Origin of the sequence: Clostridium sp. K04 (genome assembly GCF_019734375.1) — a bacterium.
GTDB classification, from domain to species: Bacteria; Bacillota; Clostridia; order Clostridiales; family Clostridiaceae; genus Clostridium; species Clostridium saudiense.
Genome location: NZ_JAASHD010000014.1, coordinates 20,876 through 47,099 on the forward strand (window position 1 = coordinate 20,876; position 26,224 = coordinate 47,099).

Annotated in this window: 20 protein-coding genes and 1 pseudogene; 2 read left to right on the forward strand and 19 right to left on the reverse strand. The window is 28.2% G+C overall.

All coding sequences use genetic code 11. The features are described 5' to 3' along the window. Positions 1 to 114: 114 nt before the first annotated feature. The 16 genes and pseudogenes from HCG70_RS07570 to HCG70_RS07640 all read right to left on the reverse strand — a co-directional run bounded on the left by HCG70_RS07570 (position 115) and on the right by HCG70_RS07640 (position 18,943). On the reverse strand, positions 115 to 1,458 hold the full coding sequence (locus HCG70_RS07570) for an MATE family efflux transporter (protein WP_042400378.1): 1,344 nt from the start codon (positions 1,456 to 1,458) through the stop codon (positions 115 to 117). 398 nt (positions 1,459 to 1,856) lie between these two features. Beyond that, complete coding sequence (locus tag HCG70_RS07575) at positions 1,857 to 2,873, reverse strand: alpha-hydroxy-acid oxidizing protein (RefSeq protein WP_042400381.1); 1,017 nt, start codon at positions 2,871 to 2,873, stop codon at positions 1,857 to 1,859. 209 nt (positions 2,874 to 3,082) lie between these two features. Continuing rightward, positions 3,083 to 4,783 carry a molecular chaperone HscC gene (locus tag HCG70_RS07580; protein ID WP_042400384.1) on the reverse strand — a complete coding sequence of 567 codons (1,701 nt, stop codon included), beginning with the start codon at positions 4,781 to 4,783 and terminating at the stop codon, positions 3,083 to 3,085. Positions 4,784 to 4,865: 82 nt separating this feature from the next. Further along, positions 4,866 to 7,010, reverse strand: coding sequence for a tetratricopeptide repeat protein (locus HCG70_RS07585; protein WP_221697654.1), 2,145 nt, complete (start codon positions 7,008 to 7,010; stop codon positions 4,866 to 4,868). Between the two features lie 132 nt (positions 7,011 to 7,142). Next, a complete protein-coding gene (locus tag HCG70_RS07590) occupies positions 7,143 to 7,292 on the reverse strand; it encodes a FeoB-associated Cys-rich membrane protein (protein ID WP_074431760.1) in 150 nt (49 codons plus the stop codon). Positions 7,293 to 7,327: 35 nt separating this feature from the next. Next, on the reverse strand, positions 7,328 to 9,472 hold the full coding sequence (feoB, locus tag HCG70_RS07595) for a ferrous iron transport protein B (RefSeq protein WP_055275987.1): 2,145 nt from the start codon (positions 9,470 to 9,472) through the stop codon (positions 7,328 to 7,330). Positions 9,473 to 9,504: 32 nt separating this feature from the next. Next, positions 9,505 to 9,726 carry a ferrous iron transport protein A gene (locus HCG70_RS07600; protein ID WP_042400389.1) on the reverse strand — a complete coding sequence of 74 codons (222 nt, stop codon included), beginning with the start codon at positions 9,724 to 9,726 and terminating at the stop codon, positions 9,505 to 9,507. 11 nt (positions 9,727 to 9,737) lie between these two features. Beyond that, entirely contained in the window at positions 9,738 to 9,947 is a 210-nt protein-coding gene (locus HCG70_RS07605; protein ID WP_042400391.1) for a FeoA family protein, read from the reverse strand. A 202-nt stretch (positions 9,948 to 10,149) separates the two neighbouring features. Further along, positions 10,150 to 10,986 (reverse strand): aldo/keto reductase, encoded by an 837-nt coding sequence (locus HCG70_RS07610; RefSeq protein WP_042402216.1) that lies wholly within the window; start codon positions 10,984 to 10,986, stop codon positions 10,150 to 10,152. Between the two features lie 10 nt (positions 10,987 to 10,996). Beyond that, a complete protein-coding gene (gene rpiA, locus HCG70_RS07615; RefSeq protein WP_042402214.1) occupies positions 10,997 to 11,668 on the reverse strand; it encodes a ribose 5-phosphate isomerase A in 672 nt (223 codons plus the stop codon). 17 nt (positions 11,669 to 11,685) lie between these two features. Then, positions 11,686 to 12,540, reverse strand: a complete 855-nt coding sequence (locus HCG70_RS07620) for a MurR/RpiR family transcriptional regulator (protein ID WP_042402212.1) — start codon at positions 12,538 to 12,540, stop codon at positions 11,686 to 11,688. Positions 12,541 to 12,706: 166 nt separating this feature from the next. Further along, positions 12,707 to 12,904, reverse strand: a complete 198-nt coding sequence (locus tag HCG70_RS17780) for a TrkA C-terminal domain-containing protein (RefSeq protein ID WP_242858777.1) — start codon at positions 12,902 to 12,904, stop codon at positions 12,707 to 12,709. Between the two features lie 48 nt (positions 12,905 to 12,952). After that, positions 12,953 to 14,350, reverse strand: a pseudogene (locus HCG70_RS07625) (potassium/proton antiporter); the annotation flags it as partial. Positions 14,351 to 14,622: 272 nt separating this feature from the next. Next, complete coding sequence (locus tag HCG70_RS07630; RefSeq protein WP_055290859.1) at positions 14,623 to 16,002, reverse strand: MFS transporter; 1,380 nt, start codon at positions 16,000 to 16,002, stop codon at positions 14,623 to 14,625. A 27-nt stretch (positions 16,003 to 16,029) separates the two neighbouring features. Then, entirely contained in the window at positions 16,030 to 17,676 is a 1,647-nt protein-coding gene (locus HCG70_RS07635) for a glycoside hydrolase family 43 protein (protein ID WP_042402204.1), read from the reverse strand. 97 nt (positions 17,677 to 17,773) lie between these two features. Next, positions 17,774 to 18,943, reverse strand: a complete 1,170-nt coding sequence (locus HCG70_RS07640) for a glycoside hydrolase family 5 protein (RefSeq protein ID WP_221697656.1) — start codon at positions 18,941 to 18,943, stop codon at positions 17,774 to 17,776. Positions 18,944 to 19,181: 238 nt separating this feature from the next. Here HCG70_RS07640 and HCG70_RS07645 point away from each other — a divergent pair, with 238 nt between their 5' ends. Beyond that, positions 19,182 to 20,042, forward strand: a complete 861-nt coding sequence (locus HCG70_RS07645; RefSeq protein WP_042402198.1) for a helix-turn-helix domain-containing protein — start codon at positions 19,182 to 19,184, stop codon at positions 20,040 to 20,042. Between the two features lie 18 nt (positions 20,043 to 20,060). Here the strand turns inward: HCG70_RS07645 and HCG70_RS07650 are convergent, their stop codons facing one another. Together HCG70_RS07650 and HCG70_RS07655 are read right to left on the reverse strand one after the other, a co-directional pair. Next, positions 20,061 to 21,740: a peptide ABC transporter substrate-binding protein gene (locus tag HCG70_RS07650; RefSeq protein WP_221697657.1), complete on the reverse strand. Its 1,680-nt coding sequence runs from the start codon at positions 21,738 to 21,740 to the stop codon at positions 20,061 to 20,063. A gap of 543 nt (positions 21,741 to 22,283) precedes the next feature. After that, complete coding sequence (locus HCG70_RS07655; RefSeq protein WP_042402192.1) at positions 22,284 to 23,354, reverse strand: M42 family metallopeptidase; 1,071 nt, start codon at positions 23,352 to 23,354, stop codon at positions 22,284 to 22,286. A gap of 179 nt (positions 23,355 to 23,533) precedes the next feature. On the opposite strand from HCG70_RS07655, the gene HCG70_RS07660 reads away from it, so the two are divergent. After that, positions 23,534 to 24,256: a gamma-glutamyl-gamma-aminobutyrate hydrolase family protein gene (locus HCG70_RS07660; protein ID WP_055277758.1), complete on the forward strand. Its 723-nt coding sequence runs from the start codon at positions 23,534 to 23,536 to the stop codon at positions 24,254 to 24,256. Between the two features lie 84 nt (positions 24,257 to 24,340). Here the strand turns inward: HCG70_RS07660 and HCG70_RS07665 are convergent, their stop codons facing one another. Continuing rightward, on the reverse strand, positions 24,341 to 26,017 hold the full coding sequence (locus HCG70_RS07665) for a peptide ABC transporter substrate-binding protein (RefSeq protein ID WP_221697658.1): 1,677 nt from the start codon (positions 26,015 to 26,017) through the stop codon (positions 24,341 to 24,343). Positions 26,018 to 26,224 lie beyond the last annotated feature (207 nt).

Below are 26,224 nucleotides of genomic sequence, written 5' to 3' on the forward strand. Positions count from 1 at the left end.
CCTATTCATGCCTATTTTATCCTATGATAATTATACTGTAAATATTTTTAATAAAGAAATTGCATAAAGACCTATATACTTATCTAGTAGTAAGAATATAGGTCTTTATGCAATTTAAACAAGCCTTTTATTTTTCCATTTACCACTTCTATATCTATATATAAAGAAAAATGCACGGATGAACCAATCAACAATCATTGCTAACCATACACCAACAAGTCCTAAAGCTAATGTTCTACCTAAATAAAAACTCAATAAGTATCTAAATGTCCACATTGAACATATAGATACGATCATAGTGAATTTTGCATCATTTGCAGCACGCAAGGCATTTGGAAGTGTAAAGGATATAGGCCAAATTATCATTCCAGCAAGACCATGAATTAAAATACATTTTGTTGCTAAGGAAGTAGATTCTTCTGATAAAGAATACATTTTTAAAAGGATTGGAGATAAAATGATAGCAGATAAGCTTAGTATTATCATCCACACATAAGCTTGCTTCATTAAACGCTTTATATAATAAACAGCTTGATCATATTCCTCTGCCCCGATACATTGTCCAACTATTGTTACTAATGCCAATCCAATTGCAGAGCCTGGTATAATCATCATTTGTGCAATATTATTACTAACGGCATTAGCAGCAATTGCATAAGTACCAAATGTTGCTACTAAACTTTGTACTAGTATTTTCCCAAGTTGAAACATACCATTTTCTAATCCAGATGGAATACCGATAAGAAGTATTTTTTTTATATAAAATCCATTCCATTTAAAACTATGATAATTATCAATATACATAAGATTCTTTTTGCTTTTTAACATAATTAATATAATTATACTAGTTACTATTCTGGCAATTAATGTTGCAATTGCAGCACCAAAAACTCCTAATCCACAACCAAATATAAATACTGCATTTAATATAATGTTGATTACGTTCATTATTGCAGCATTTATCATAGAAATTTTTGAGTTTCCTATTGCTCTAAACAATCCTGCTCCAGAATTATATAGTGCTATAAAGGGATATGAAATTGCAGTTACATAAAAATATGTTTGAGCTTTAGACATTACGTCAGTATCAATAGTTCCAAAAATTAAATTTAATAATGGTTTATTTAATATTAAGCATGCAATCATTATAAAAAATGATAATAATCCAGTTATTAAAATTAGCTGTTTAGCTGATTCACGTGCTTTTTTTCTTGAGTCTTGTCCAATAAATTGTGCTGTAACCACTGCACCACCTGTTCCTAATGCAGCAAAAATATTTATTAACAAAATATTGATGGTATCAACTAATGAAACTGCAGAAACAGCTGTTTCACCAATATTTGAAACCATTATAGTATCTGCAAATCCTACTGTTACAGCTAATAGTTGCTCAATTATCAAAGGAATTATTAATTTTTTTAGATTTTTATTTGAAAAGCGTCTTTTTACTTCAACCATTTTAAGTATTAAATTTAATTATTCCAAAGTATTTTTTCCCTTTGATATTTTTAAACTTAATAATAGTTGGTTTGTATAATATAGATTCATTTAGTCTCATTATTACTCCTCCTTTATTAAGAAATAATTCCTAAATAATTATACCATATTTTAACACATTGTTTACAAATATAACCTGCATTTTAAAAATAAAAAAATAAACTATAAATAAAATATTTATCTATAGTTTATTTTTAATAAATACTTAGCTTATATGGTGTTTTGAAAGTAATTGTTACTTAATATAATAACCCTTAATTTAACCCACAGTTTTATTATTACTTTATATTAAAATTTATAATGGTAATATTTATAAAGCTATAGCATTTTTTAGTATGTTTTCTTTTTTTTAATTTACATTAATACCTAATCATATCTCGTGTTATTTCATTTATTGAATATGCTCCACACATAGCCATTGTGTCTTCAAGTTCACTTGCTAATTTTTCAATATAAGATTTAACACCAGCTTCTTCGCCACCATAAAGAGCTGTTACAAAAGTTCTGCATATAAGCACGCCATCAGCACCTAAAGCTAAAGCTTTAAACACATCAACTCCTGAACGTATTCCACCATCTACAAATACTTTCATAGAATCACCAACAGCTTTTACTATATCTTCTAAAACTTCTGCTGTTGAAGGACATTGATCTAAGACTCTGCCACCATGGTTAGATACCACTATAGCATATGCCCCTGCTTCTTTAGCTTTTAAAGCTCCTTTTACAGTCATTACTCCCTTTACTATAAATGGTAAATTTGAAATTTTAATTATTTCCTTTAATTCATCTACTGATTTTGCTCCTGCTGGAGGATTCATATTTTTTAAAAATGGAAGACCAGCAGCATCAATATCCATAGCCACTGCAATTGCATTACTTTTCTTTACTAGTTCTATTTTTTCTTTAATAGTATCAATATTCCATGGTTTAATCGTTGGAATACCTAAACCTCCTACATTTTTTATAGCAGTCGTAGCACCTTTCATAACATCTGGATTGGTTCCATCTCCCGTAAATGCTAAGATACCTTCATTAGCACATGCTGAAACTAATAAATTATTGTAAGTCATATCATCATATTTTTCACCATAATGTAAATTAACAGCACCTACTGGTCCTGCAAAAAAAGGATACTTAAATTTCCTATCAAATAAATTACAACTCATATCTACAGGTTTATTTTCAGTTAATGTATCCATATTAACTCTTATTTCTTTCCATTTATCATAATTTCTAATTGCAGTATCTCCAACACCTTTTGCACCGGGTCCGGGAATTTGATTTTTACATGCTTTTCCATTACATTCAACACAGGCCTTACAATATTGACCAATACAACTTTTAGCATTAATTAAAACATCTTTATAATTCATTTAAGCACACCTTTCTTTTTTATATTAAATTTAATATCTTCTATTTAGTATTATAGTAACATATTTATTTCACATTATCTTTATTATATTAAATCAATTGATTTATAATATTGTATCAAATTTATTTATAAACAAAATAAGTTGCTAAAACAAAATGAAATAGCAACTTATTTATCCAAATATTTTGTATGATAATTAGAAGGTATATATTAACATTCATTATTTCTACTTAATATAAATTCAAATTTTTCTTTTAGTTCTTTAGCAGCAGCTTTAATTTCATCTCTATTTTGCTTATCAAGTATATTTTCAAATTTTCTTAAATAAAATTCAACCTCTCTTCGAGTTTCTCCAACACTTTGTTCGTAAATACTTTCACCCATAGAAAGTATAAGTTTATTTTCTTCCTGTTCTCTAGGTGGTATTTTAAGCTCAGATAATTCTTTAAATCTTTCTTGAATTTCTTCGTCACTCATATCATTATCACTCTTTTTTATAATTAGATGTTTCTTAAGTTTAGTAGATACAACTGTAACTTCAACCTCTAAAATAGAGTTAATATCATAAGTATAAGTAACATCAACAGCTTGTTCACCTGCTTTGCCTATTGGTACAGGAGTGTTTATCTCGCCTAAGTAAACATTATTTTTAGCAAACCTACTTTCACCTTGTAATATTTCTACTTTAATAGAAGATTGATTATCATGAATTGTGTATAATCGTTCTGTTCTACTTACTGGAACTACAGTATTTCTTTCAATTATTGGACAAAAATGCCCACCTTCATAATATTCTCCTTCTTTTAATACAGATATTTCAGTTCCTAATGTATATGGACATACATCTGTTAAAACAATATCCTTTATTAGTTCATTTCTTTCCTTCATAGCACCTTGTATACCAGCTCCAAGAGCTACAGCTTCTTCAGGATTAATAGATATATTTGGTAAACGCCCAAAAAGCTTACCAACGAAATTTCGTATAATAGGAAGCTTTGTAGCACCACCTATTAAAAGTATTTCATCTATATCATGTAATTTAATTTCCGCATCTTTTAATGCTCTTTCAATTGGTTTACGTATTTTAGCTAATAGTAATTCACAGTTTTTTTCATAATCATCTAATGATATTTTATATTTAAGTATCTCATCATTAACTTTACATTTAATTATTACTTCTTTTTGTTTAGAAAACATTTTTTTTGCTTCTTCTGCTTGTTTTTTTATAATAGCAATTGTTGTAGAATCAAGATTACATGCTTCTAATTCATTAGCCCTTAAAAACATATTAACTAATATCTCGGTAAAATCATCTCCACCTAAATAATTATCACCAGCAATAGCATGAACTTCCATTATATTTTTATAAACTTCGAGAATTGACACATCGAAGGTACCACCCCCTAAGTCAAATACTAAAAATTTAGTGTTAGTATTTCTATTTTGCAATCCATAAGCTATAGCAGCTGCAGTAGGTTCATTTACTATTCTTTCAACCTTTAGTCCAGCTAGTTTTCCAGCCAATTGAGTTGCTTTACGTTGCTTATCATTAAAATATGCTGGCACACTTATTATAGCCTCATTAACTTCACTTCCTAAATACTCTTCAGCATCTTCCTTTAAAGATCTTATAATAAACGAAGATAATTCTTCAGCAGTAAATTTATTTTCATTTATTATAAACTCTTTTTTACTGCCCATACTTCTTTTAAAAAGTTCTTTTGTACTTTCTGGATGAGTAATCATTCTTTCTTTAGCTACTTTCCCAACATAAACTTCTCCATTATCTCCAAAACTTACAACTGATGGTGTTAGCTTTTCTCCAAATCTATTTGGTATAATTACTGTTCCTTTTTCACTAAAATAAGATACTAAGCTGTTTGTAGTACCAAGATCAATTCCTATTATCATATTCATAGACTACAAATTAAATTAAATTATATTAATATTTTAATTTAATCGTAGCCATATCCCTCCCAACTAAAATTTAATATTATAAATAACTATTTAGCTTTTGCTGCAACTTAAAAATCTCTTCTTTTGCATTTGGGTAATCTGGGTCAATTTCTAATACTTTATTAAAGTAACTTATTGCAATTCTATATTTACCAATTTCTTTGAATATAAGTGCGCATTGATAATATGAAAATGCTATATTTCCATTATTATTGATTATAAAATTATAATCATTTAATGCTAGATTGTATTCAAAAATACACCTATAAATATATGCTCTTAAATAATAACTATCTAAATCTTTATAATTAAAAGAGATTGCTTCATTAATTAATTCTAAAGCAAAATTAAAATTATCTTTATTTAATTCATTCAGTGAAAGTAAGTAAAAAGCCTTACATTTTATTTCATTATTTTCTTCATTAGAGTCATTAATATTTATTAATAAATTTTTAATTAAATCTTCAGCCTCTTCTCCTCTATTTAATTTTATTAAGGCCTCACATTTGCATAATACAATTTCACTATCATTGATTTTGTATTTGTTTGCTTCATTAGAAACCATCAATACTTCTTCATTTTCTTGATTATCTAATAATATTTTCATTTTAATAATATAAGGAGCACTAATGTATGGGCAAAGATTAATGCATCTATTAGCAGAATCCAATGCTTCTTTTAAATATCCTAAATTATATAATGATTCAGCTCTAAAACTGTAAATAAGTGAATCATTTTTATCTACTTCTATACCAATATCACTTAATTCTAAACATTCTTCATATTTACCTAACTTAATTAATGTATTGCACTTACAATTTATATAATAGATATTATTAGGCATTAAGTTCAAAACTTTATCAAAGAATTTAAGTGCCTCATCATATCTTTTTAATTTTGAATATATTCGACCAAGTTTATTGTATATACTGATAAGCTCAATTTCATTATTTTTAGTTTTTTTGTTTTTTAAAAGTTCATGAAAATATTTTAATGCAGTATCATAAGATCCCATATCAAAGTATGAGTTGCCTAAAATATCATACTTTTGAATAATTTCACTTCTATCATTACACTTAATTTTCAAAACTAAATTTATGGCTTTTTCATAATTGAAATTTTCATAATAGCACCAAGCTAATTTAAATTTTAATTTATTATTATCTGGGTTTGTTTTTAACTGATTATCTAGCTTAGCAATCAAAAGGCTATTTATATATGAAACTCTTTCTCGAAGATAATCATAATATGGATCAATATTAATTAAATCAATAAATATATTCTTAGATTTTTCTAATTCACCAAGTTCTAAAAGTACATCAGCAAGTCCTACTTTTGCATTAAAATTATTTGGAGAAATATCTAAGCAGTGCTCATATAATTCTTTAGCATGTTTATAATTCTTTTCCACCCATTTTAATTCTGCTGCATAATAATTTATAGCCATATCATTTGGATAATTTTTTAGTAAATTAGAAATTATATTTTTTGAAATAGTGTAATCTCCTAAAGCCATATGATATCTACACTGAAGCAAATCAAAATATGGATGATATATGTTAAAACTTTGTAATTGCTCTAAATATGTTTTAACTACTTCTATGTTATTATTGTTTAGCTCCTGTATTGTATTAAAATATAAATTAATCCATGAATCATAATCTTTATTATCTTCAACTTTAAAAAGGTAATAATTTATAATATCATTGTTTTCAATTCTATCAATAATAAAATCAATATATTCTTTTGGAAATTGTTCATAAAGTTCTTTTTTTCTTTCATTTATTTCGAAATGTGAATCAATTAATCTCCATACTTCGCATGGAATATTAATATTATTAATTAAATATTGAAGTAATTTTTCACAGGCCACATCTTTAGTTTCTAAAGAAAAACTTATATCTTCATTGAGTAATTTATTCCATTCATTTATGTCTATTCTTAATGAAAATGACTTATAAATAGTTTTAACTTTTTCAATCCATTTTTCTAAGTCAGAATTATCCTCATCAATATTTTCATTTTTAGCATATTCAAGAGCTTTTTCATATGCAGCTCTTAGAATTTTAAAGCCTTCTGGATTATCTTCTGGATTTACTTTGGTTAACAAATCGAAATACCTATCTTTTATTAAGGACTTATCTTTAGTTTTATCTATTCCTAAAACCATCCAAGTATCCATTTTTCCTCCTATATTATGATTTAACTACCATATTATATAATATGTAATAATAATTGGATTATTATCTCAAAGCAAAAATAATTTATATAAAAAATAAGCTGAGACTTATAAATCTCAGCTTATTTAAAATGGTTATTTTTTAATTTCAAGTTTATTATTACAAGATTTCGCTTGAGAGCATCCGGAACAATGACATCCACAACTCTTATTATTCTTAACTATTTTTCTAATAGCTAAAATTAATAGCACTAAAACTATTCCACCAATAATAAAGTTTGCCATACTATTCACTTCCTTAATGAGTATAATAAATTATCTTAGTTGGCATTTGTTACTTTTTTCTTGCTTTTTATATCTCTACCTGATAATACTGCTATAGAAATTGCGAATACTGCAATTAAAACAGAACCAATTGCACCAATTAAGCTACCAGTACCTAAAATAAAACTACCTATTTGATTAATCATTAAAGCAACAATATAAGCAGTAAGTGTTTGGAATCCTATAGTAATCCACATCCATTTCCATGATCCCATTTCTCTTCTAATTGCACCTATAGCTGCAAAACAAGGAGCATTTAACATGTTAAATGCAATAAATGCTAATCCACTAGCAGCTGTAAACATTGATCCTATTTGAGTTAATAATACAGGAGTATCTTCTGCTGCTTCTGCTATTCCAAATAATACTCCAAAGGTACCAACTACATTTTCTTTAGCAACAAAGCCTGTTAATGTTGAAACTGCTGATTGCCAATTTCCAAATCCAAGTGGTGCAAATATAGGGGCTATTACTTTTCCTATGCTTGCAAGAATACTATCTTGAGCATCTACCATTTGTAATGTCCAGCTAAATGAACTTGTAAACCAAATTACTGCACAAGCTACAAATATAATTGTTCCTGCCTTAACAATAAAGGCTTTTGCTCTGTCCCACATATGAAGTATTACACCTTTAAAACTTGGAATATGGTATTGTGGTAGTTCCATTACAAAAGGAGCAGGTTCACCTTTAAACACTTTTGTTTTATTTAATATAATTCCACAAATTATAATCATGAAAATTCCTAAGAAATATACAGAAGGCGCTACCCATGATGCTCCTCCAAATATTGCCCCAGCAAATAAGGCAATTATAGGAAGCTTTGCTCCACAAGGAATAAATGTTGTAAGCATTATTGTAATTCTTCTATCTTTATCATTTTCCATTGTTCTAGTAGCCATTATACCAGGAACCCCACAACCAGAACTTATAAGAACTGGAATAAATGACTTTCCAGAAAGACCAAACTTACGGAAAATTCTATCCATAATAAAAGCTATTCTAGCCATATAACCACAATCTTCTAATATCGCTAATAAGAAAAATAATAACATAATTTGAGGAACAAATCCTAATACAGCACCAACACCGCCTATTATTCCGTCATTAATTAATCCTTGTAACCAAGGTGCAGTTCCTATATTTTCTAAAAATGCAGCTACATTTTCTCCAATAATTTCACCAAATAGCGTATCATTAGTCCAATCAGTAAGTATTGCTCCTAATGAACTAACAGAAATATAGTAAACTCCCCACATTATTAAAGCGAAAATAGGTAATGCAAGTATTCTATTTGTAACAACCTTATCAATTTTATCTGAAATTGTATGCTTAGAGTTATCTTTTTTCTTTATAATCTTTGAAACAATAGAACCTATGAATTCATATCTTTCTGCTGTAATTATACCTTCAGCATCATCATCAAACTCTTTTTCACATTTACTAATGATATTTTCAATTTTATTATTTACTTCATTACTAATAGTTACTTTTTCTAATAAGTTGCTATCTCTTTCAAAAAGTTTTATTGCCATCCAATTATCGTTAATATCGCTTTTTTTCAATTTTTCACTGCTTATTAATGCTTTTATTTCATTAAGTGCAGATTTTACTTCTTGAGAAAAATTCATATTAAAATTATTAGAAGTTTTATTTTTAGCTATTTCAATTGCTTTTAAAGCAACTTCTTTAGTTCCAGTTCCTTTTAATGCACTAGTCTTAATTACTGGACACCCTAAAATTTGTGATATTTTATCTAAATTTATAATATCACCACGTTTTTCAACTACATCAATCATATTTAATGCAATAACCGTTGGTATACCTAATTCTAATATTTGAGTTGTTAAATATAAATTTCTTTCAATGTTTGAAGCATCAATTATATTTATAATTGCATCTGGTTTATCATCAATCATAAAGTTTCTTGTTACTACCTCTTCTAGAGTATATGGTGATAAAGAATAAACTCCCGGCAAATCTACAATCTCAACATCATTATACCCCTTTAATTTACCAACCTTTTTTTCAACTGTTACTCCTGGCCAATTACCTACATATTGCTTTGCACCTGTAAGATTATTAAACATTGTTGTTTTACCGCAATTTGGATTACCAGCTAATCCAATTTTAATTGACATAGTTTTTCCCCCTTATTTGTTCAATTATATAATTACTCAATTACAATCATTTCTGCATCAAATTTTCTAAGTGATAACTCATATCCTCTTATATTAATTTCAATTGGATCACCTAATGGAGCAACTTTACGAACATAAATTTCACTTCCTTTAGTTATTCCCATATCCATTATCCTTCTACGAATTGGACCTGCACCTTCTACTTTTTTAACTTTTACTGTTTGTCCACATTTAACATCCTTTAATGTAGTCATATTTAATCCCCCTAAACTAAGATTCTACTAGCCATTCCCTTATCTAGTGCTATTCTAGCTCCTTTAATATTTACAATTAAATTTCCACCTAAATCAGATACTATTGTTATTCCTTCTCCAATTACAAAACCTAAGCTATTAAGAAATTTTTTTGTTTCAGCATTGCCTGTTATTTTTTTTATCGTTACTTCTTGTCCTACTTGAGATAAAATTAAAGACATTTCTACACCTTCTTTTATTGATAATGATTATCGTTATTTATAATTACATTATATCCTTTTTTTAGAATTTGTAAATATATTTAGAAGAATTTCTAAATATTTTTATAAACAAATCTAAATATAATAAAAAAGAACCACAAATAATCAACTTATATTATTTGTGGTTCTCTAAATTTATATTTGTAATTAATGTAAGGTATAATTATTTGAAATCAAGATAAGTTGTATTTTCAGGTACTCCTGTTATTGAAGCATTATACCCTTCATCTAATGAATTAATCGCGTTCATATCTTCAGTAGAAAGTTCAAAATCAAAAATATCTAAGTTTTCTTTTATTCTTCCTTCATTTGAAGACTTAGGTATAGGAATTACCCCTCTTTGTATATGCCATCTTAATGTTATTTGTGCTATAGATTTCTTATATTTTTCTGCTAATTTTAACATTAACTCATTAGTAAATAACTTCCCTCTCATAATTGGGCTCCAAGCAACAAGTTGAATATTATTTTCCTCACAGTATCTTAGCATATCATTTTTAGAACTTTGAGGATGTACTTCTACTTGATTTACCATAGGCATTATTTCAGCAGTTTTCTTTAATTCCTCTAAATGTCCTATCTTGAAATTACATACTCCTATAGTTTTCACTTTACCTATTTTATAAAGATACTCAAAGGCCTTCCATGTTTCAGAATTTAGTTTATTTGGCCAATGAATTAGATATAAATCTAAATAATCAACTTGTAATCTTTCTAAAGATTTGTTAAATGCTTCGATTGTTTTATCATATCCATGATCATCATTCCAAAGTTTGGTAACTAAAAATAAGTCTTCCCTTTTAATTCCACTTTCTTTTATACCATTACCAATTCCAACTTCATTTCCATAAAATGAAGCAGTATCTATTTGTCTATATCCAGCTTCTAATGCGTACTTAACAATTTTAGCTGTTTCTTCATCACTTCCAGATTTATATGTTCCAAATCCTATAGATGGCATATTTACACCATTACTTAATACTTTAAAATTTTTTATCATTTTACATAACCTACCTTTCAACTTCTATTAATCTTACTTTATCTTCACTTGCAACAATAGCTTTTGTTGCTATATTATAAAATAAAGAGGTATCTAAAACTCCAACTATCTTTTTTAAATTATCATTTAGCAATGAAATATCTTTTATATCATCTTTATTAAACTCAACATCCATCAAATATAAACCATTATCACTTATAGTAATACCATCTTTTGAAGGGCTTGTTCTCATTTTAGGTATTCCTCCTAAGTTTTTAACTTCCTTTTCAACAAGAGCCTTACTTTCTGGAAGAATTTCTAATACAATTGGATATTTAAACTCTAATCTTTTTACAACCTTACTTTCATCTACAAGTAAAATATAATCATCTGCCATAGTTGCAATTATTTTTTCCTTTGTATGTATTCCGCCACCACTTTTTAAAGCTATAAGATTTTCATCTACTTCATCACAACCATCAAATGCAACAGATATTTTATTAACTGACCATGTTGGAAGAACTTTTAATCCATTTTCTATACAAAGACTAGCGGTTTTAAAAGATGGTGTTACTACTTCAATATTTAAACCTGCTTCTTTTATAAAAGATATAAGGTATGAAATAGTACTTCCACCACCTAAACCTATAATGGTATTGTCTTTAATATATCTCAATGCTTCATTTGCACATCTTTTCTTCATTAATTTCACTCCTATAATTAAATTTTACTATCTGCAATAGATTGCTCATGTTTACTTAAATTTTTGTAAACATCAGGTTTTCCTACTGTTAAGAATAAATATAATATTTCTATTACAGTCATGGCAGATATTCGCGAAAAATAATATTCTTCCAAAAATAATTTTTCACGTGTTGCAGTTTTAATATGATAATCTGAAATTTTAGCAATTGGGGAATTATTGCTGTTTGTAATAGAGACAATATAAGCCTCCTTAGCTTTTGCAGCTTCAATTACATCAATTAGTCTTTTAGATGATCCTGAATTTGATATTATTATAACAACATCACCTTTTGATAAATTAAATGTATAAGCTATTTGCGTTTCCCATATTGGATTTGTAACAGAAGGTATCCCAATTTGATTGAATTTATAACATCCATCAAGCGCTACAGGTATTGTATTTCCTACAGCAGCAAACTGTACATTTCGAGCATTTCTAATTAAATTTAATATTTCACTTAATTCTTTTTCATCTATCATAGAAACTGTTTGTTTTAATTCTTCAACTTTATTAGCTAATATATTACTTAATGATTCTTTTATATTACTTTCACTTACATCACCTGAAATTTTCACATCATCTTTTTTAGATTCAACAAGTTCTCTTGCTAAAGTTATTTTTAAATGATGAAATCCTTTCATATGACATTTCTTACAAAACCTCGTAACTGTTGCATCACTTGCTCCAGCAGATTCTGCTAATTCTGAGATTGTCATATCAATTACTTTTTGCGTATTGTTAACAATATAATCAGCTATTTTCTTTTCAGCTTCATAAAAGTTATTATATTCAGCAAAAATTATGTCAATTACAGATTTATTTTTTTTCATGGTATGTCCTCCTTTCTATAGATAACTCCATTAATTAAAATATAACAACAAAAATTAATTTTGTAAATAATTGATTATGCGAAAATAATTTTCGTGTTAAAAAAATAAAATACTATCATCAATATTATGATGATAGCACTTTATTTTTTTCTATTATTTATGCTATTTACGCTATTACTAAAGATTCAACCTCTTCGAAATCATTAGCAGTTACAACAAGTATATCTTTAGGCTTTATTACTGTATTACCATTTGGTACTATTACTTTATCATTTCGCTTAATCATAACTATTAATATATCTTTATTTATATTTGAATCTTTTATTGATTTATTAGCAATACTACTATCACTATTTACAGAAATCTCTACTAAATTTGTACTTTTTCCTTCTTTATAATATTCAAAATTGGCAAGAGTATTACCTGATAGGACTAAAGTATCTCCGGGTAAAATTACTGTTGATCCATTAGGAACTAATACATCGCCTTTACGTTTTATCATAACAACTAGTATATCTTCAGGAATATTTGAGTCCATAATACTTTTATTTGCAATAGGACTATTTTCACTAATTGTGAATTCTATCAATTTAGTACTTTTATTTTCCTTATAGTCGTTAAAAGTTTTTAAAACAGATTGATCATCATCTATTAAGTCAAGCTTTCTTGCCACCTTTGGAATAAGTGTCCCTTGAACTGATACTGAAAATAATGCTATAAAGAATATTATGTGAAATATATCATAATTTATATGAACATCATATGTTACAGCAAATATTGCAAAAACAATTGATGCTGCACCTCTTATTCCTACCCATGATATAAAAAGTTGCTCTTTAATAGGAACTTTAAACCAGCTTAATATGCTGAATGTTGCAATAGGTCTTGCTATTAAAATCATAAATATTGATATTGATATTCCTTTAAACATAACTGATGGTATTTGTGATGGAAATGCTAATAATCCAAGTAAGAAGAATAATAAAATTTGCATTAACCATGATACTCCATCAAAGAATTGGAAAATACTCTTTTTATGAGGTATTTTACTATTTCCAATTATTATACCTGTTATATAAACACTTAGGTATCCATTACCACCAAAATATTCACTTAATGAATAAGCGAGTATAGATATTGCAGTAATGAAAATAGGATAAAAACCTTCTATCTCAAACATTACATTTCTTAATAAATAAACTGATAGTTTTGCCAATACTATTGAAGCTAGAATTCCTACGATGATTTGATTTAATAGCATTGGAACTATTGATCCATATCCTTGATTTGACATTAATCCTAAAATAATAATTGTAAGCATATATGCAAAAGGATCATTGCTACCACTTTCTATTTCTAATATAGAAGCTATTGATCCCTTTAAATTCAACTTTTGTGAACGTAATATTGCAAAGACAGCAGCTGCATCTGTGGATGCAATTACAGATCCTATTAGTAAACCCTCTAATAAGGAGGTTTTAAAAACTATTGAAGAAAATAATCCAGTTAAACCAGCAGTTATAACAACACCTAATGATGACATAAGTATTGATTGAACTGCTATAGGCTTGGCCATCTTCCAATTAGTACCGAATCCACCATAGAACATAATAAATATTAATGCTATAGAACATATATCACTTGCAAGTTCATAATTATCAAAGTATATACCTACAATTCCATCTGAACCAAAAAGCATTCCTAGTACTATAAATATTAAAAGTATAGGAACTCCAAATTTATATAATATTTTTGTAGATGTTATACAGATTAATAAAACTAATGAGCAAATAATCATTAAACTTATCATATTTCATTCCCTTTTTGCTAAAATTTATATTTTTTCATCTTTATAGTACTATAATTTGGTAATATCATCGATGATAACCAATGCTAAATTTAAGTAAAATTTAATCACTAATTATTTATTTAATAATACTAACTTAGGATTTGGAAATTAACTAGTATTCTTAAATAAATACATATTTTACTTTTAAATATTTAAAAAAGGGCTTCAATGAACTGCTTATTTATTTTGCATAAATCAGTTCAAAGAGCCCTTTTGGTATGATTACTTTTATATTATTTATTTTCTGCTCTAGATTTTAAATCAGACACTATTTCGTCGAATTCTTTATCTAAATTATAGAATTTTAAGATAATTAGTACTAAAGCATAAATTACTATTGGAACTATTACATATACTAATCGAATTGAAAAAATTGCTGAAGAGGACTGTGTTGCTGATTGAGCCATATATCCACCAATTGCAAGTATCCATCCTAGTACTGCTGAACCAAGTCCATTACCAACCTTATATCCAAAGCTTGCAGCACTATTAGCTAATCCTTCTGTTCTATATCCTGTTTTCCATTCTCCATACTCAATTGTATCAGATAACATAGCCCACATAGTAGCACCAGAACAAGCATTACCAATACCACGAATTATGCTTGAAATCATAACTGTAGCATAACCAATTCCAGGAATAGCAATCATTATTGTTCCTAGTATTGTTATAATGAAACCAATTGCCATTACATTTCTCTTTCCTAATTTTTTAACAAAGCCAGCAATTAAGAACATGCAAATTATTTGAGAAATATTCATAACTGAGTTAATAGTATCAGCTAAGTAAATATCACCTAATATAAATTCTGTATAGAATGTTGTTGAACCATAAGTTAAAGCCATACCAATAAATAAAAGTAAAAGGATTAATGTAACTTGTATCCAGTATTTATTCTTAAATAAGGCCTTAAATCCTTCTTTTATTGGAATTTCATTAGCTTTTTCAGCATTTGCTGCAACTACTCTTTCTTTAGTTCCATAAAAAGTTATAAGGAATGCTATTAAAGATAAAGCTCCTAATAATACAAATGTTTTAGTCCAAGCACTTGCATTGTTACCAAAAAAGGTAACCAATCTTAATGTACAAGAGTTTATTATTAAAGTACCAGCTGTTGCTAATAAATTTCTATAAACACTTAAAACTGATCTTTCATAAGGATTTTGTGTCATTAAAGCATTTAATGTTGAATATGGTACGTTTATTGCTGTATATATTACAGTAGATACTAAATTATAAGTTATGAATACGTAAACAAGCTTTGCAGCAGTTCCCCATGAAGTTGGAACAGCAAATAATAATATTCCTGATACAGCAAATGGTATTGCCATTCTTAAAATCCAAGGCCTTGCTTTACCATGTTTTGATTTAGTTCTATCAACTATGATTCCCATTATAAGATCACTTACACCATCAAATAATCTAGATATTAACATTATTGTACCAACTGCTGCAGCACTTACGCCAGCATAATCTACATAGTATTTTAATAAAAACACTGACATTGCAGTATAAATTATATTACAACCAAAATCTCCGCATCCATATGCAAAACGCTCAAATATTGATAACCCTTTGTTTGTTGATTTTTTATTTTCCATTACTCCTTGCATAACTCTCAAACCTACCTTTTATATATTTTACTCTACATTTTTTGATTCATCAGCTTTATAATCAAAGAAATCAAAATCTGCATAATGTTTATGAAGAACTCTATCTGCACAAGTAATTCCTACAAATGTACCTGTAAATTCACCATATTTACAATACTCATCAGAGAATTTAGTTGTATCAAATACTTTACCTATTCTTTCGTAATTTTCACCATTATAAGACCATTCAAAGTATGAACTTCTTCCATTAATTTTTAATCTAAAATAAATAGGAGAATCATCTACTTTTACTCTAGTATTAATAAACTCTGTCTTTTCACCATTTTCTAAATGAATTATTGAAATAGCACTACTATTTAAAGTATCACTATAATATTTTCTTAAATAAATGTAATTCATATTATCATAATACATTATTAATCCAGCACTATGTTGATGTACTTCAGGCTTAAATTCCATCTTTGTTGTTATAGTTGCATATACAGAAGTTAACTTTCTAGCTAATATACTAACTTTATTTAAGGAGCATCTAGATTCTTGTCCCCTTATTCTAACATAACCTGGTCTAGATTTTACATCTGCAAATGAAGTTGGCATAATTCTTGGTGAATAATATTGTATTCCAAGTTCCCCGCTATCAAAATCATCAAAGCTAGGAATTTGGGGTAATTTATATTCCGGAAGTTTACTTTCTTCAATAAACTCTTTTGCTAAATTAGAGCCATCAGCCATTCTTAACCACCCATCATCTGTCCAAATCATCTTCTGAATAGCTGTTTCACGCCCTAGAGTACATCTTAACTCTGGAACAAATGGTCTTGCTGTAAGATGAACTAAATATACTTCACCTAACTGTGTCTCAACATAGCTACCATGACCAGATTTTTGTAAAATAGATTCTGGATTATAGTATTTGGGTTTTAAATGATCCGGATCATGTCTTTCATAAAAATCCCCTGGTATTGATGTTACTATTGGGTTAGTAGGATCACCTTCATATGGGCCCCAGACATTTTTTGATCTTCCCATAGTAACACTGTGTCCATAGCCTGTCCCACCTTCAGCGCACATTATATAATAATACTCTCCACGTTTTGTTAAGTGTGGAGCTTCAATACATCCTCTATTAGTTCCACCACTCCAAATTCGTTTTGGATATCCTATAATTTCTTTCTTTTCAGGGCAATATTCAACCATACAAATTGCACCTGGTTTTTCGTATCCTTCTCTAGTTTCCCATTCTAATGAAACTATATATTTTCTACCATCATCATCATGTAAAATTGATGCATCAAACCCTGATGAATGTATATATACAGGTTCACTCCAAGGACCTTCTATATTTTTTGATGTTATTACAAAATTATCAACATCAAAATACCTAGCATTCATGGAATTCATCACTCCATACACTACATAAAATAAATCTTCTTTTTCACAATAAGTTAAGCAAGGGGCCCAAATCCCCTTTGCTGAAGGTAATTTTTTCAAATCTACAGCTGTATCATTTGTTAAAACATGAGTTAATAGCTCCCAATTTTTTAAATCTTTCGAATGATATACAGGAATTCCTGGAAACCACTCAAAAGAAGAGACAGCCATATAATAATCATCACCTTTTCTACAAATACATGGATCTGGATTAAATCCAGGCAAAATAGGATTTCTAATCATATTATTTCTCCTTTTATTAATATAATTTTTTTAATAGTTCATAATTTATCTTGTACTAACATTAATTGCTTTATATAATGTCAGTACTTTATAATGTCTAATTTTTTTCAATAGGATACCAATCTTGTGCTACACATTTTCCTAAGTCCCAACTATCCCAACCAATCCATCCTGGTTCATTAACTGTATCTAAAAGTAATTTATAATTCCAATAAAAATGTCCACTTCCTTTTTTCCAGGCATTTAATTGAGCTTTAGCAATAGTACTATATAATTCTTTCTTTTCATCAGAAGAAAGAATTTCCGTATTTGCTTCTACACCATTTAATGGAGATTGTCCTCCTTTGGTATCTACTCCTGTACCATAAGAATTAAATAAACTCCACTCTCCACAAATTACTGGGAAATATTTTTGCATTTCTTCAACATCTTTTTCAAAATTTTCTTGAATATATTTCACATAAGCTTCAAGATTTTTTTCACAACCGTTAGCTTCTGCAACCATTAAGTATTGATGTGTATCTAAAACAACATTTTTAAACTCTTCTTCTCTCATAAAATCTTTCCATGATTTTAAATCAAAGCCATCATGGAATACTACAGCTTTATCTTCTGGCATATGCTTACGCATAACTCTATAAGCATCAATATAAAAACTACGTAAAAACTTTAATGAAATAGGACCACTTCCTTTAGCCATTTCTTCATCGACTGGCTTGTACCTATTTTGAATATCAAATAAATCCCACATATTTTCTGTTATAGGCTCGTTTAATATTTGTATTCCATAAAGACCTTTTCTTTTTCCGTATCTTTCTGCTAACCTTTCTAATAAGCTCAAGGTAAATTGAACACTTTCAGGTTGTTTGGCCCACTTACATACTCCTGATATCCCACCATTGTCAAACCCATTTTGGCTACCTGGAACAGTATGCAAATCGATTAGAATACTTAATCCATACTTTTCTGCCCAATTGAAAGCTTTATCTAATTCTTCTACACAACCTATAAAAGGTTTACAATCACCAAAAATAAAATAAGGAACTGGGATACGAACGGCATTAAGTCCGAAAGATTTTATAGTAGCAAAATCTCTTTCAGTTATATACTCGCTGCGATGAATTTTTATTCTAGACTCATATACTTCTTTAGATAAACTTCTTGGAAGATAATATTCATCTTCTGCATCTGTTCCATAAAATAATGTTGGACTCATCCACTTTTCTAATACTAACCAATTTCCTAAATTAACTCCATTTATATACATAAGTATTCCCCCTCATATTACAATCAATAATATGTCTATATTGATTTATTTATAATATCATATATTATTCAACCAATGAATAAAATAATGTTTTTCACTTGGTATGCTTATATTGTATACTTTTACATTGTGTTATAAAAGTATCATTATTGTCTAATTTATTAGTCAATATTATCTTTTTTATAAATTGAATTAATAAGAATATTAACATATAATTTAATAAAGGGAGGTTATAACTATGGCTATAAAAGGATTTACTCATGAAATTATACAACCTACAGAAAATTTAGATGTTTATATTGAATTGTTTAATGATGAAGGACGATATGTATCAAGTCATTGGCATAATTCCATTGAAATAATATATCTTACATCTGGAACATTACAATTAGATATTGGTGAATATAAATATAATTTAAAAGAAGATGACTGCATATTAATTAACTCAGGGGTTGTTCATTCAACTCATTCAATTGAGGGAAATACATCTATTATGATTCAAATTCCAACTGCTTTATTAAATAAATATATTCCAAACTATAAAAACTTTTATTTTGATGTTTATTCAAATACAAAGAATGAAGAATATTTAAAGAAAGCTAATAACTTAAAATATATATTGAAAGAAATGGAATCAATAGAAAAGTCACCTTCAGATGCTGGTAGATTAAAATTTACAAGTTTAGTATTTGAACTGCTTTATGAACTATATACAAATTTTAGAACAACTCTTGGTTCTAAGCAAATACAACATAGCAGCTCATCACTTTCAAGATTTGAACCTATATTAGAATACACTAAACTAAACTATAATAAAGCTATTTCTATTCAAGAAATAGCTAATGTTGCACACTTGCAACCAGAATATTTTTGTAGAAAATTTAAGCAATATATGGGACAAACATTTTTAGAATATTTAAATGAAATACGACTTGCACACATATATAAGGATTTAATTAATACTAATAATCCACTTTGTGATATATTAGAAACACACGGATTTACAAATACTAAATTATTTTATAAAACATTTAAGATGAAATTCAATTGTACACCTAAAGAAGTTAGAAAAACAATGAAAAAAGATGATTTCAAATAGAAATCATCTTTTTATTAATTATTCTTTGTATGCACCTTGTAAGTAAACTGTACCTAATACAGAAACTTGGATACCCTTAACATTTTCATTCCAACCCATAACAGTTGTATAGTAGTAAATTGGAAGTATAGGCATATCATCCATTAAGATATCTTCTGCTTCTCTTAATTGTTCTTTTCTCTTATCTGGATCTGTTTCTACTTTTGCTGCAGCAATTAAAGCATCGTATTCTGGATTGCTGTAACCTGAATCATTGTTACCACCACCAGTTACAAATAAATCTAAGAATGTCATTGGATCACTATAATCACCTATCCAACCTTGTCTTGCAATTTCATATCCACCTTGTTGTCTAGTATTTAAGAATACAGCCCATTCTTGGTTAGCTAATTCAATATTGATACCAATCCTAGCTAGGTTTTCTTGAATTATTTGGCAGATATCTTTATGAGCACCTTCTGAGTTATACATTAATTCTATTGTAGGAAGACCTTCACCATTTTCATAGCCAGCTTCTTTTAATAATTCTTTAGCTTTTTCTATATTTCCATCCATGTCAGAAGGATCATAATATTCTTTATCTGCGAATTCAGTACCATCTGGATTATAGATACCTTCTGGTACAAAGCTATAAGCTGCAACCTGTTCAGCTTTACCAACATTATCAATAATTTCTTGTCTGTCAATTGCTAAATTAATAGCTTGTCTTACTAATTTATTACTTAATGCTGTTTTTACATCTTCCGCCATATCATCTTGCTTACCAACGTTAATACCAAAATAATATGTTCCTAATTTAGGTGAAACATGAACTAAACCAGCTTCTTGACCAGGTTCAATTTCATTTGTTGGAACAGAGTTAACAACATCAAAGTTTCCTGCTTGTAATTCTGAGTATGCTGTAGTGTCATCAGTTACAAGTTTAAAAGTTAATTTATCTAATTTAATACTATCCTTATTCCAATAATTTTCATTTTTTTCGAATACTAATTGATCTTTCATATCCCATTGAACTAATTTAAATGCACCATTAGTTACATAAGTTTCAGGTTTTGTAGCCCATCCTTCTGGATCAGCACTAACAATATCTTCTCTTAATGGAGCATATGTTGGAAATGCTAATAATTGAGGGAAGTATGTTGTTGGAGCTTCTAAAGTTACTTCTAAAGTATAATCATCAATAACATTAATTCCTAATTCATCAGTAGTTGCTTCACCATTATAGTATTTTTCAGCATTTTTAATATAATATAATTGATAAGCATATTCTGCAGCATTTTCCTTAGTAAGCGCTCTTACCCAAGAGTACTTAAAGTTATCAGCTACAACTGGTTCCCCATCTGACCATTTACCATCTTTTCTTAACTTAATAGTATATACTAAACCATCATCTGATACTTCAACACTTTCTGCTGCACCTTCAACTGCATTATCATTTTCATCAAGTGTCATAATACATTCAAAAGCATTAAGAATAACTGTTGATGCTTCTGAAGCAGTATTAATTGTAGGATCGATTGTTTCTGGATCAGCTCCTAAATTAAATACTAATTCCTGTTTAACTGTATCACTGGCATTACTATTACCTTTGCTTGAAGTACTACCATCATTTGAGCTTCCACAGCCAATGAATAAGGTTGTACTAATTGTTGCTGCCATTATAACAGCACATAGTTTTTTTAGTTTTGAACTTTTCATCTTAAATTTGCCCCCTTTGTAATATATATAAACTGCTTTAAGCAATTTATCCTATTAGAATTATGAATTATATCAATTAAAAACTAATAGCAAACTTTTTGTATAATTATAAATATATTGATTTAATTAGTCATAATTTAAATACCAAGTATTAACTATTTAATTATTTATTGTTAATTCGTAATTTAATTATACTTGCTTTTTTTACTTTGTCAAAACATATCGTTAATATAAGTTATATTTTTTTAATATATTCTTAACTTTTTTCTAAGGTTTTAATTAATTTAATAATATTTTCATTTTAGTTAGTTAACGTTTCCAAGGGCTTGTTTACACGCTTTCAGAAATTAATCTAGGAATATTTATACATTATTTTAGTAGTAAAATTATAAAAATAATAAATTTCTAATAATTTACTATTCGCAGACAAATTCCAATATTTATACCATTATAGAAAAACATTCCAATCCATATTATTTATCTTTAAATTAAAAAAATCTACAATTTGTTATAAATTATTAGCAAATTGTAGACTATAAATTATTATAATATTTTATTTATATTATCTTTTAAGCTTACTATTATTTCATATGCAAGCTTTACTGTTGCTTCTATATCGGCTTTAGCACAAAAATTATAATGACTATGGACATAACGTGAAGGAATCCCTAATACTAAAACAGGTACAGCCTTATTAAATAAACTTATTTTAGCTGCATTTGTTGATCCACCCCTTCTTACTGCATTTTGAAATTTAATATGTTTTTCTTCGGCTATGTCTTCTGCATACCTGATGAATTTATGATTACCAATATATCCTTGATCTAGATTTCGTATTTGTGTTCCATTTTTTAATACACTTTGAGCTATTCCTTTAGAATAATATAAGTCATCAGCAGGAGATCCTTCAAATACGATAGCTAAGTCAGGCTTTACTACTTGTGAAGTTATTTGAGCTCCCCTAGTGCCAACTTCTTCTTGTGCTGCAAAGGCACCAATTATATCAAAACCTAAGTCTTTTTCTCGTGAAAGAAGCTTTAATGTTTCAATTATGCAAAAACAACCGACTCTATTATCAAAAGCTTTTCCATAACATACTTCTAATTCTTTGTTATAATCGAATTCTACTTTAGGTGCAATTGGATCTCCAACTCGTATATTAAAAGTATTTACTACTTCATCTTTACTAGTTGCACCTACATCTACGTAAATATCTTCAATTTCTAAAGTATTATTAGCTCTTTCTGATGCTGTCATAAAATGTACAGGTTTAGAAGTTGTAATTCCTTTAATAAGTTTACCATCTCTATTTTTTATATATACAGTATGTGCAGGAATATTAGTTATATGCCATCCACCTAATTGTACTATACTTAATAGTCCATTTTCATTAATAGCTTGTACCATAAAACCTACTTCATCAGTATGTGCATCTAACATTATAACAGGTCTTTTTTTGTTGTTATTCTTTAATTCAACATAAACATTATTCATAGCATCTATATTAACATCCATTTCTCTACAATGTTTTTGAATTATTTTAGTAACATCATCTTCAAAACCAGATGGTCCGAATGAATTTGATAACTCCTCAAGAATACTTAAATTAATCACATTAATCCCCCTTTTATATATTTGCAATACAATATAAATTATTACTTTTTTTACATTATACATTTATAAAATAATTTTGTCTATTAACTTTAGTCTTTATTTTACATATTTTACTTTATTATGAGATTTTTTTGAATTATAATATATATTATATATTTGATATTGAGGGGGCTATCCATATGAAAATACCTAAGATCGCAATTGCGGGTGGATTAACTAAAGATTTTAGAGTTGAATTTGCCGGGGATTATTATACAAAAGTGAATAACAATTATCCTAATGCTATATTTAATGCAGGTGGAATACCTATAATTTTGCCATTAATTAATGATATTAATATAATACAAGAACAATTATCATGTTGTGATGGATTATTATTACCAGGTGGCATAGATGTTAATCCTTTATCTTACGAAGAACTTCCTAAGCCTTTACTTGGAAATACTAACTCATTAGTTGATTGGTATCATATAAGCTTAGTTAAAAAGGCATTTGAGATGGATATACCTATTTTAGGAATATGTAGGGGATGTCAAGTTATTAATGTTGCCTTTGGTGGTACACTTTATCAAGATATATCTTATGCAACAGAAACTCAAATTCTTCATAAACAAGATAGTCATTTATCAGAAAGATGTCATCCTATTTTCATTGAAAAAAATAGCTTTATATACGATATATTTGGAAGTAACTATCTAGTTAATAGTGCTCATCATCAATCTGTTAAGCGAATAGCTCCTAATTTTAAAACTACAGCAGTATCTCCAGATGGAATTATTGAAGCAATAGAATTAGTAGATGAAAAAATAGTAATAGGTATACAGTGGCATCCAGAAATGATGGCTTCTAATGACGAAATTACTCTTAAATTATTTAGAAAGTTTATTGATTGTTGTAAATAAAAAAACTCACTGAACCTTTTAGGGTTGAATAAGCCCCTGTCTACTTAACGGGGCTCTTCAATTTCAGTGAGTTTTTTCCATTTATTATTTAGCTATTTTATATGCATTTTTGAAATATACTTTTCCCAGTGCTGTAACAAGTACTCCTTCTACGTCATCATTCCATGCCATAACAGTTGTATAAAAATATACTGGTATAACTGGCATTTCATCCATTAATATATCTTCAGCCTGCCTTAATAACTCTTCTCTTTTTTTAGTATCAGTTTCTACTTTTGCTTCTGCAATAAGAGAGTCATATTCAGAATTACTAAATCCACAATCATTATTTCCTCCGCCTGTTACCCACATATCTAGGAATGTCATAGGATCACTATAATCACCTATCCAGCCGTGTCTAGCAATTTGATACTCTCCATTTTGTCTTGTACTTAAAAATACAGCCCATTCTTGATTTGTTAACTCTACATTAACTCCAATCTTAGCTAAATTTTCTTGAACTATCTGACATACATCTTTATGAGCACCTTCAGTATTGTACATTAATTCAATGGTTGGTAAACCTTCACCATTTTCATAACCAGCTTCCTTCAATAATTCTTTTGCTTTTTCAATATTTCCATCCATATCAGAGGGATCATAATATTCCTTACTTGAGAATTCATTACCATCTGATGTTGTAATACCAAGAGGAACAAAGCTGTAAGCTGCTACTTGATCTGCTTTACCAACATTATCTATTATTTCTTGTCTATCAATTGCTAATGCAAGAGCTTGTCTAACTAATTTGTTACTTAGTGCGTTTTTAACGTTCTCTGACATACTATCTTGTTTACCTACGTTTATAGCAAAAAAGTATGTTCCAAGCTTAGGGAATATTTTCACTAACCCATCATTTTTACCAGGCTCAATTTCATTAGTTGGAACAGAGTTAACAACATCAAAATTACCTGCTTTAAGCTCCGAATAAGCTGTAGTTTCATCTGTTACTAATTTATATGTTATCTTTTCTAATTTTACATTATCTGCATCCCAATAATTATCATTCTTTTCAAAGACTAATTGATCTTTCATATCCCATCGAACTAATTTAAATGGACCATTTCCAATATAAGTATCAGGAGTAGTAGCCCATGTATCTGGATTAGCTGTAACTATATCTTCTCTTACTGGAGAATAAGTTTGATGTGCTAATAATTGTGGATAATAAGCTGTTGGAGCTTCTAAGGTAATTTCTAATGTATAATCATCTAAAACCTTTAATCCAACCTCATCAGCTGTTGCTTCACCATTGTAATACTTTTCTCCATTTTTAATATAAAAGAATTGATAACAGTATTCAGCCGCTGTTTCTTTATTTAGACCTCTCATCCATGCATAATAGAAATCATTAGCAGTAACAGGTTCACCATCTGACCATTTTCCATCTTTTCTAAGTTTGAACGTATAAACCAATCCATCATCAGATACTTCATAGCTTTCTGCAGCACCAGGAACAGCCTCATTGTTTTCATTTAACACCATTAAACATTCAAATGCATTAACAATAACATTAGATCCATCAATGGCCGTATTTAACAAAGGATCAATTGTTTGAGGATCGGCACCTAAATTATAAACAATTTCTTGTTTCACCTCATTAGTTATAGTATTTCCGTCAGTTTTTGATTTTTCATTTCCACTACACCCTATAAACAATGTAGTACTCAGCGTCATCGCTAGAATTAATGAAAATATTTTTTTTAGTTTTGAAGTTTTCATAAACTTTGCCCCCTTTAAAAGTAATAATTTAATACTAGTCATCTTATAAAAGTAAATAGTCATATATTTTAAAATCCCCAATACATATAAATTTACTTTATATGTATTATGACTAGATATTACTATAAATGTAAAATAAATTAATTATTTCCTCTATTATAATATTATTTTGGGGCTAAGAGAAGTAAAAATGTAAAATTTGTTTAT

Excerpts from the sequence above, each read along its gene's own strand:
- HCG70_RS07665 (WP_221697658.1), bottom strand. The coding sequence starts at position 26,017 with ATGAAAACTTCAAAACTAAAAAAAATATTTTCATTAATTCTAGCGATG.
- HCG70_RS07650 (WP_221697657.1), bottom strand. The coding sequence starts at position 21,740 with ATGAAAAGTTCAAAACTAAAAAAACTATGTGCTGTTATAATGGCAGCA.
- rpiA (WP_042402214.1), bottom strand. The coding sequence starts at position 11,668 with ATGAAGAAAAGATGTGCAAATGAAGCATTGAGATATATTAAAGACAAT.
- feoB (WP_055275987.1), bottom strand. The coding sequence starts at position 9,472 with ATGTCAATTAAAATTGGATTAGCTGGTAATCCAAATTGCGGTAAAACA.
- HCG70_RS07630 (WP_055290859.1), bottom strand. The coding sequence starts at position 16,002 with ATGCAAGGAGTAATGGAAAATAAAAAATCAACAAACAAAGGGTTATCA.
- HCG70_RS07610 (WP_042402216.1), bottom strand. The coding sequence starts at position 10,986 with ATGATAAAAAATTTTAAAGTATTAAGTAATGGTGTAAATATGCCATCT.
- HCG70_RS07600 (WP_042400389.1), bottom strand. The coding sequence starts at position 9,726 with ATGACTACATTAAAGGATGTTAAATGTGGACAAACAGTAAAAGTTAAA.
- HCG70_RS07570 (WP_042400378.1), bottom strand. The coding sequence starts at position 1,458 with ATGGTTGAAGTAAAAAGACGCTTTTCAAATAAAAATCTAAAAAAATTA.
- HCG70_RS07620 (WP_042402212.1), bottom strand. The coding sequence starts at position 12,540 with ATGAAAAAAAATAAATCTGTAATTGACATAATTTTTGCTGAATATAAT.
- HCG70_RS07640 (WP_221697656.1), bottom strand. The coding sequence starts at position 18,943 with ATGTATATAAATGGAGTTAATTTAGGAAATTGGTTAGTATTAGAAAAG.
- HCG70_RS07645 (WP_042402198.1), top strand. The coding sequence starts at position 19,182 with ATGGCTATAAAAGGATTTACTCATGAAATTATACAACCTACAGAAAAT.
- HCG70_RS07575 (WP_042400381.1), bottom strand. The coding sequence starts at position 2,873 with ATGAATTATAAAGATGTTTTAATTAATGCTAAAAGTTGTATTGGTCAA.
- HCG70_RS07635 (WP_042402204.1), bottom strand. The coding sequence starts at position 17,676 with ATGATTAGAAATCCTATTTTGCCTGGATTTAATCCAGATCCATGTATT.
- HCG70_RS07605 (WP_042400391.1), bottom strand. The coding sequence starts at position 9,947 with ATGTCTTTAATTTTATCTCAAGTAGGACAAGAAGTAACGATAAAAAAA.
- HCG70_RS07585 (WP_221697654.1), bottom strand. The coding sequence starts at position 7,010 with ATGGATACTTGGATGGTTTTAGGAATAGATAAAACTAAAGATAAGTCC.
- HCG70_RS07660 (WP_055277758.1), top strand. The coding sequence starts at position 23,534 with ATGAAAATACCTAAGATCGCAATTGCGGGTGGATTAACTAAAGATTTT.
- HCG70_RS07580 (WP_042400384.1), bottom strand. The coding sequence starts at position 4,783 with ATGATAATAGGAATTGATCTTGGTACTACAAACAGCTTAGTATCTTAT.
- HCG70_RS07590 (WP_074431760.1), bottom strand. The coding sequence starts at position 7,292 with ATGGCAAACTTTATTATTGGTGGAATAGTTTTAGTGCTATTAATTTTA.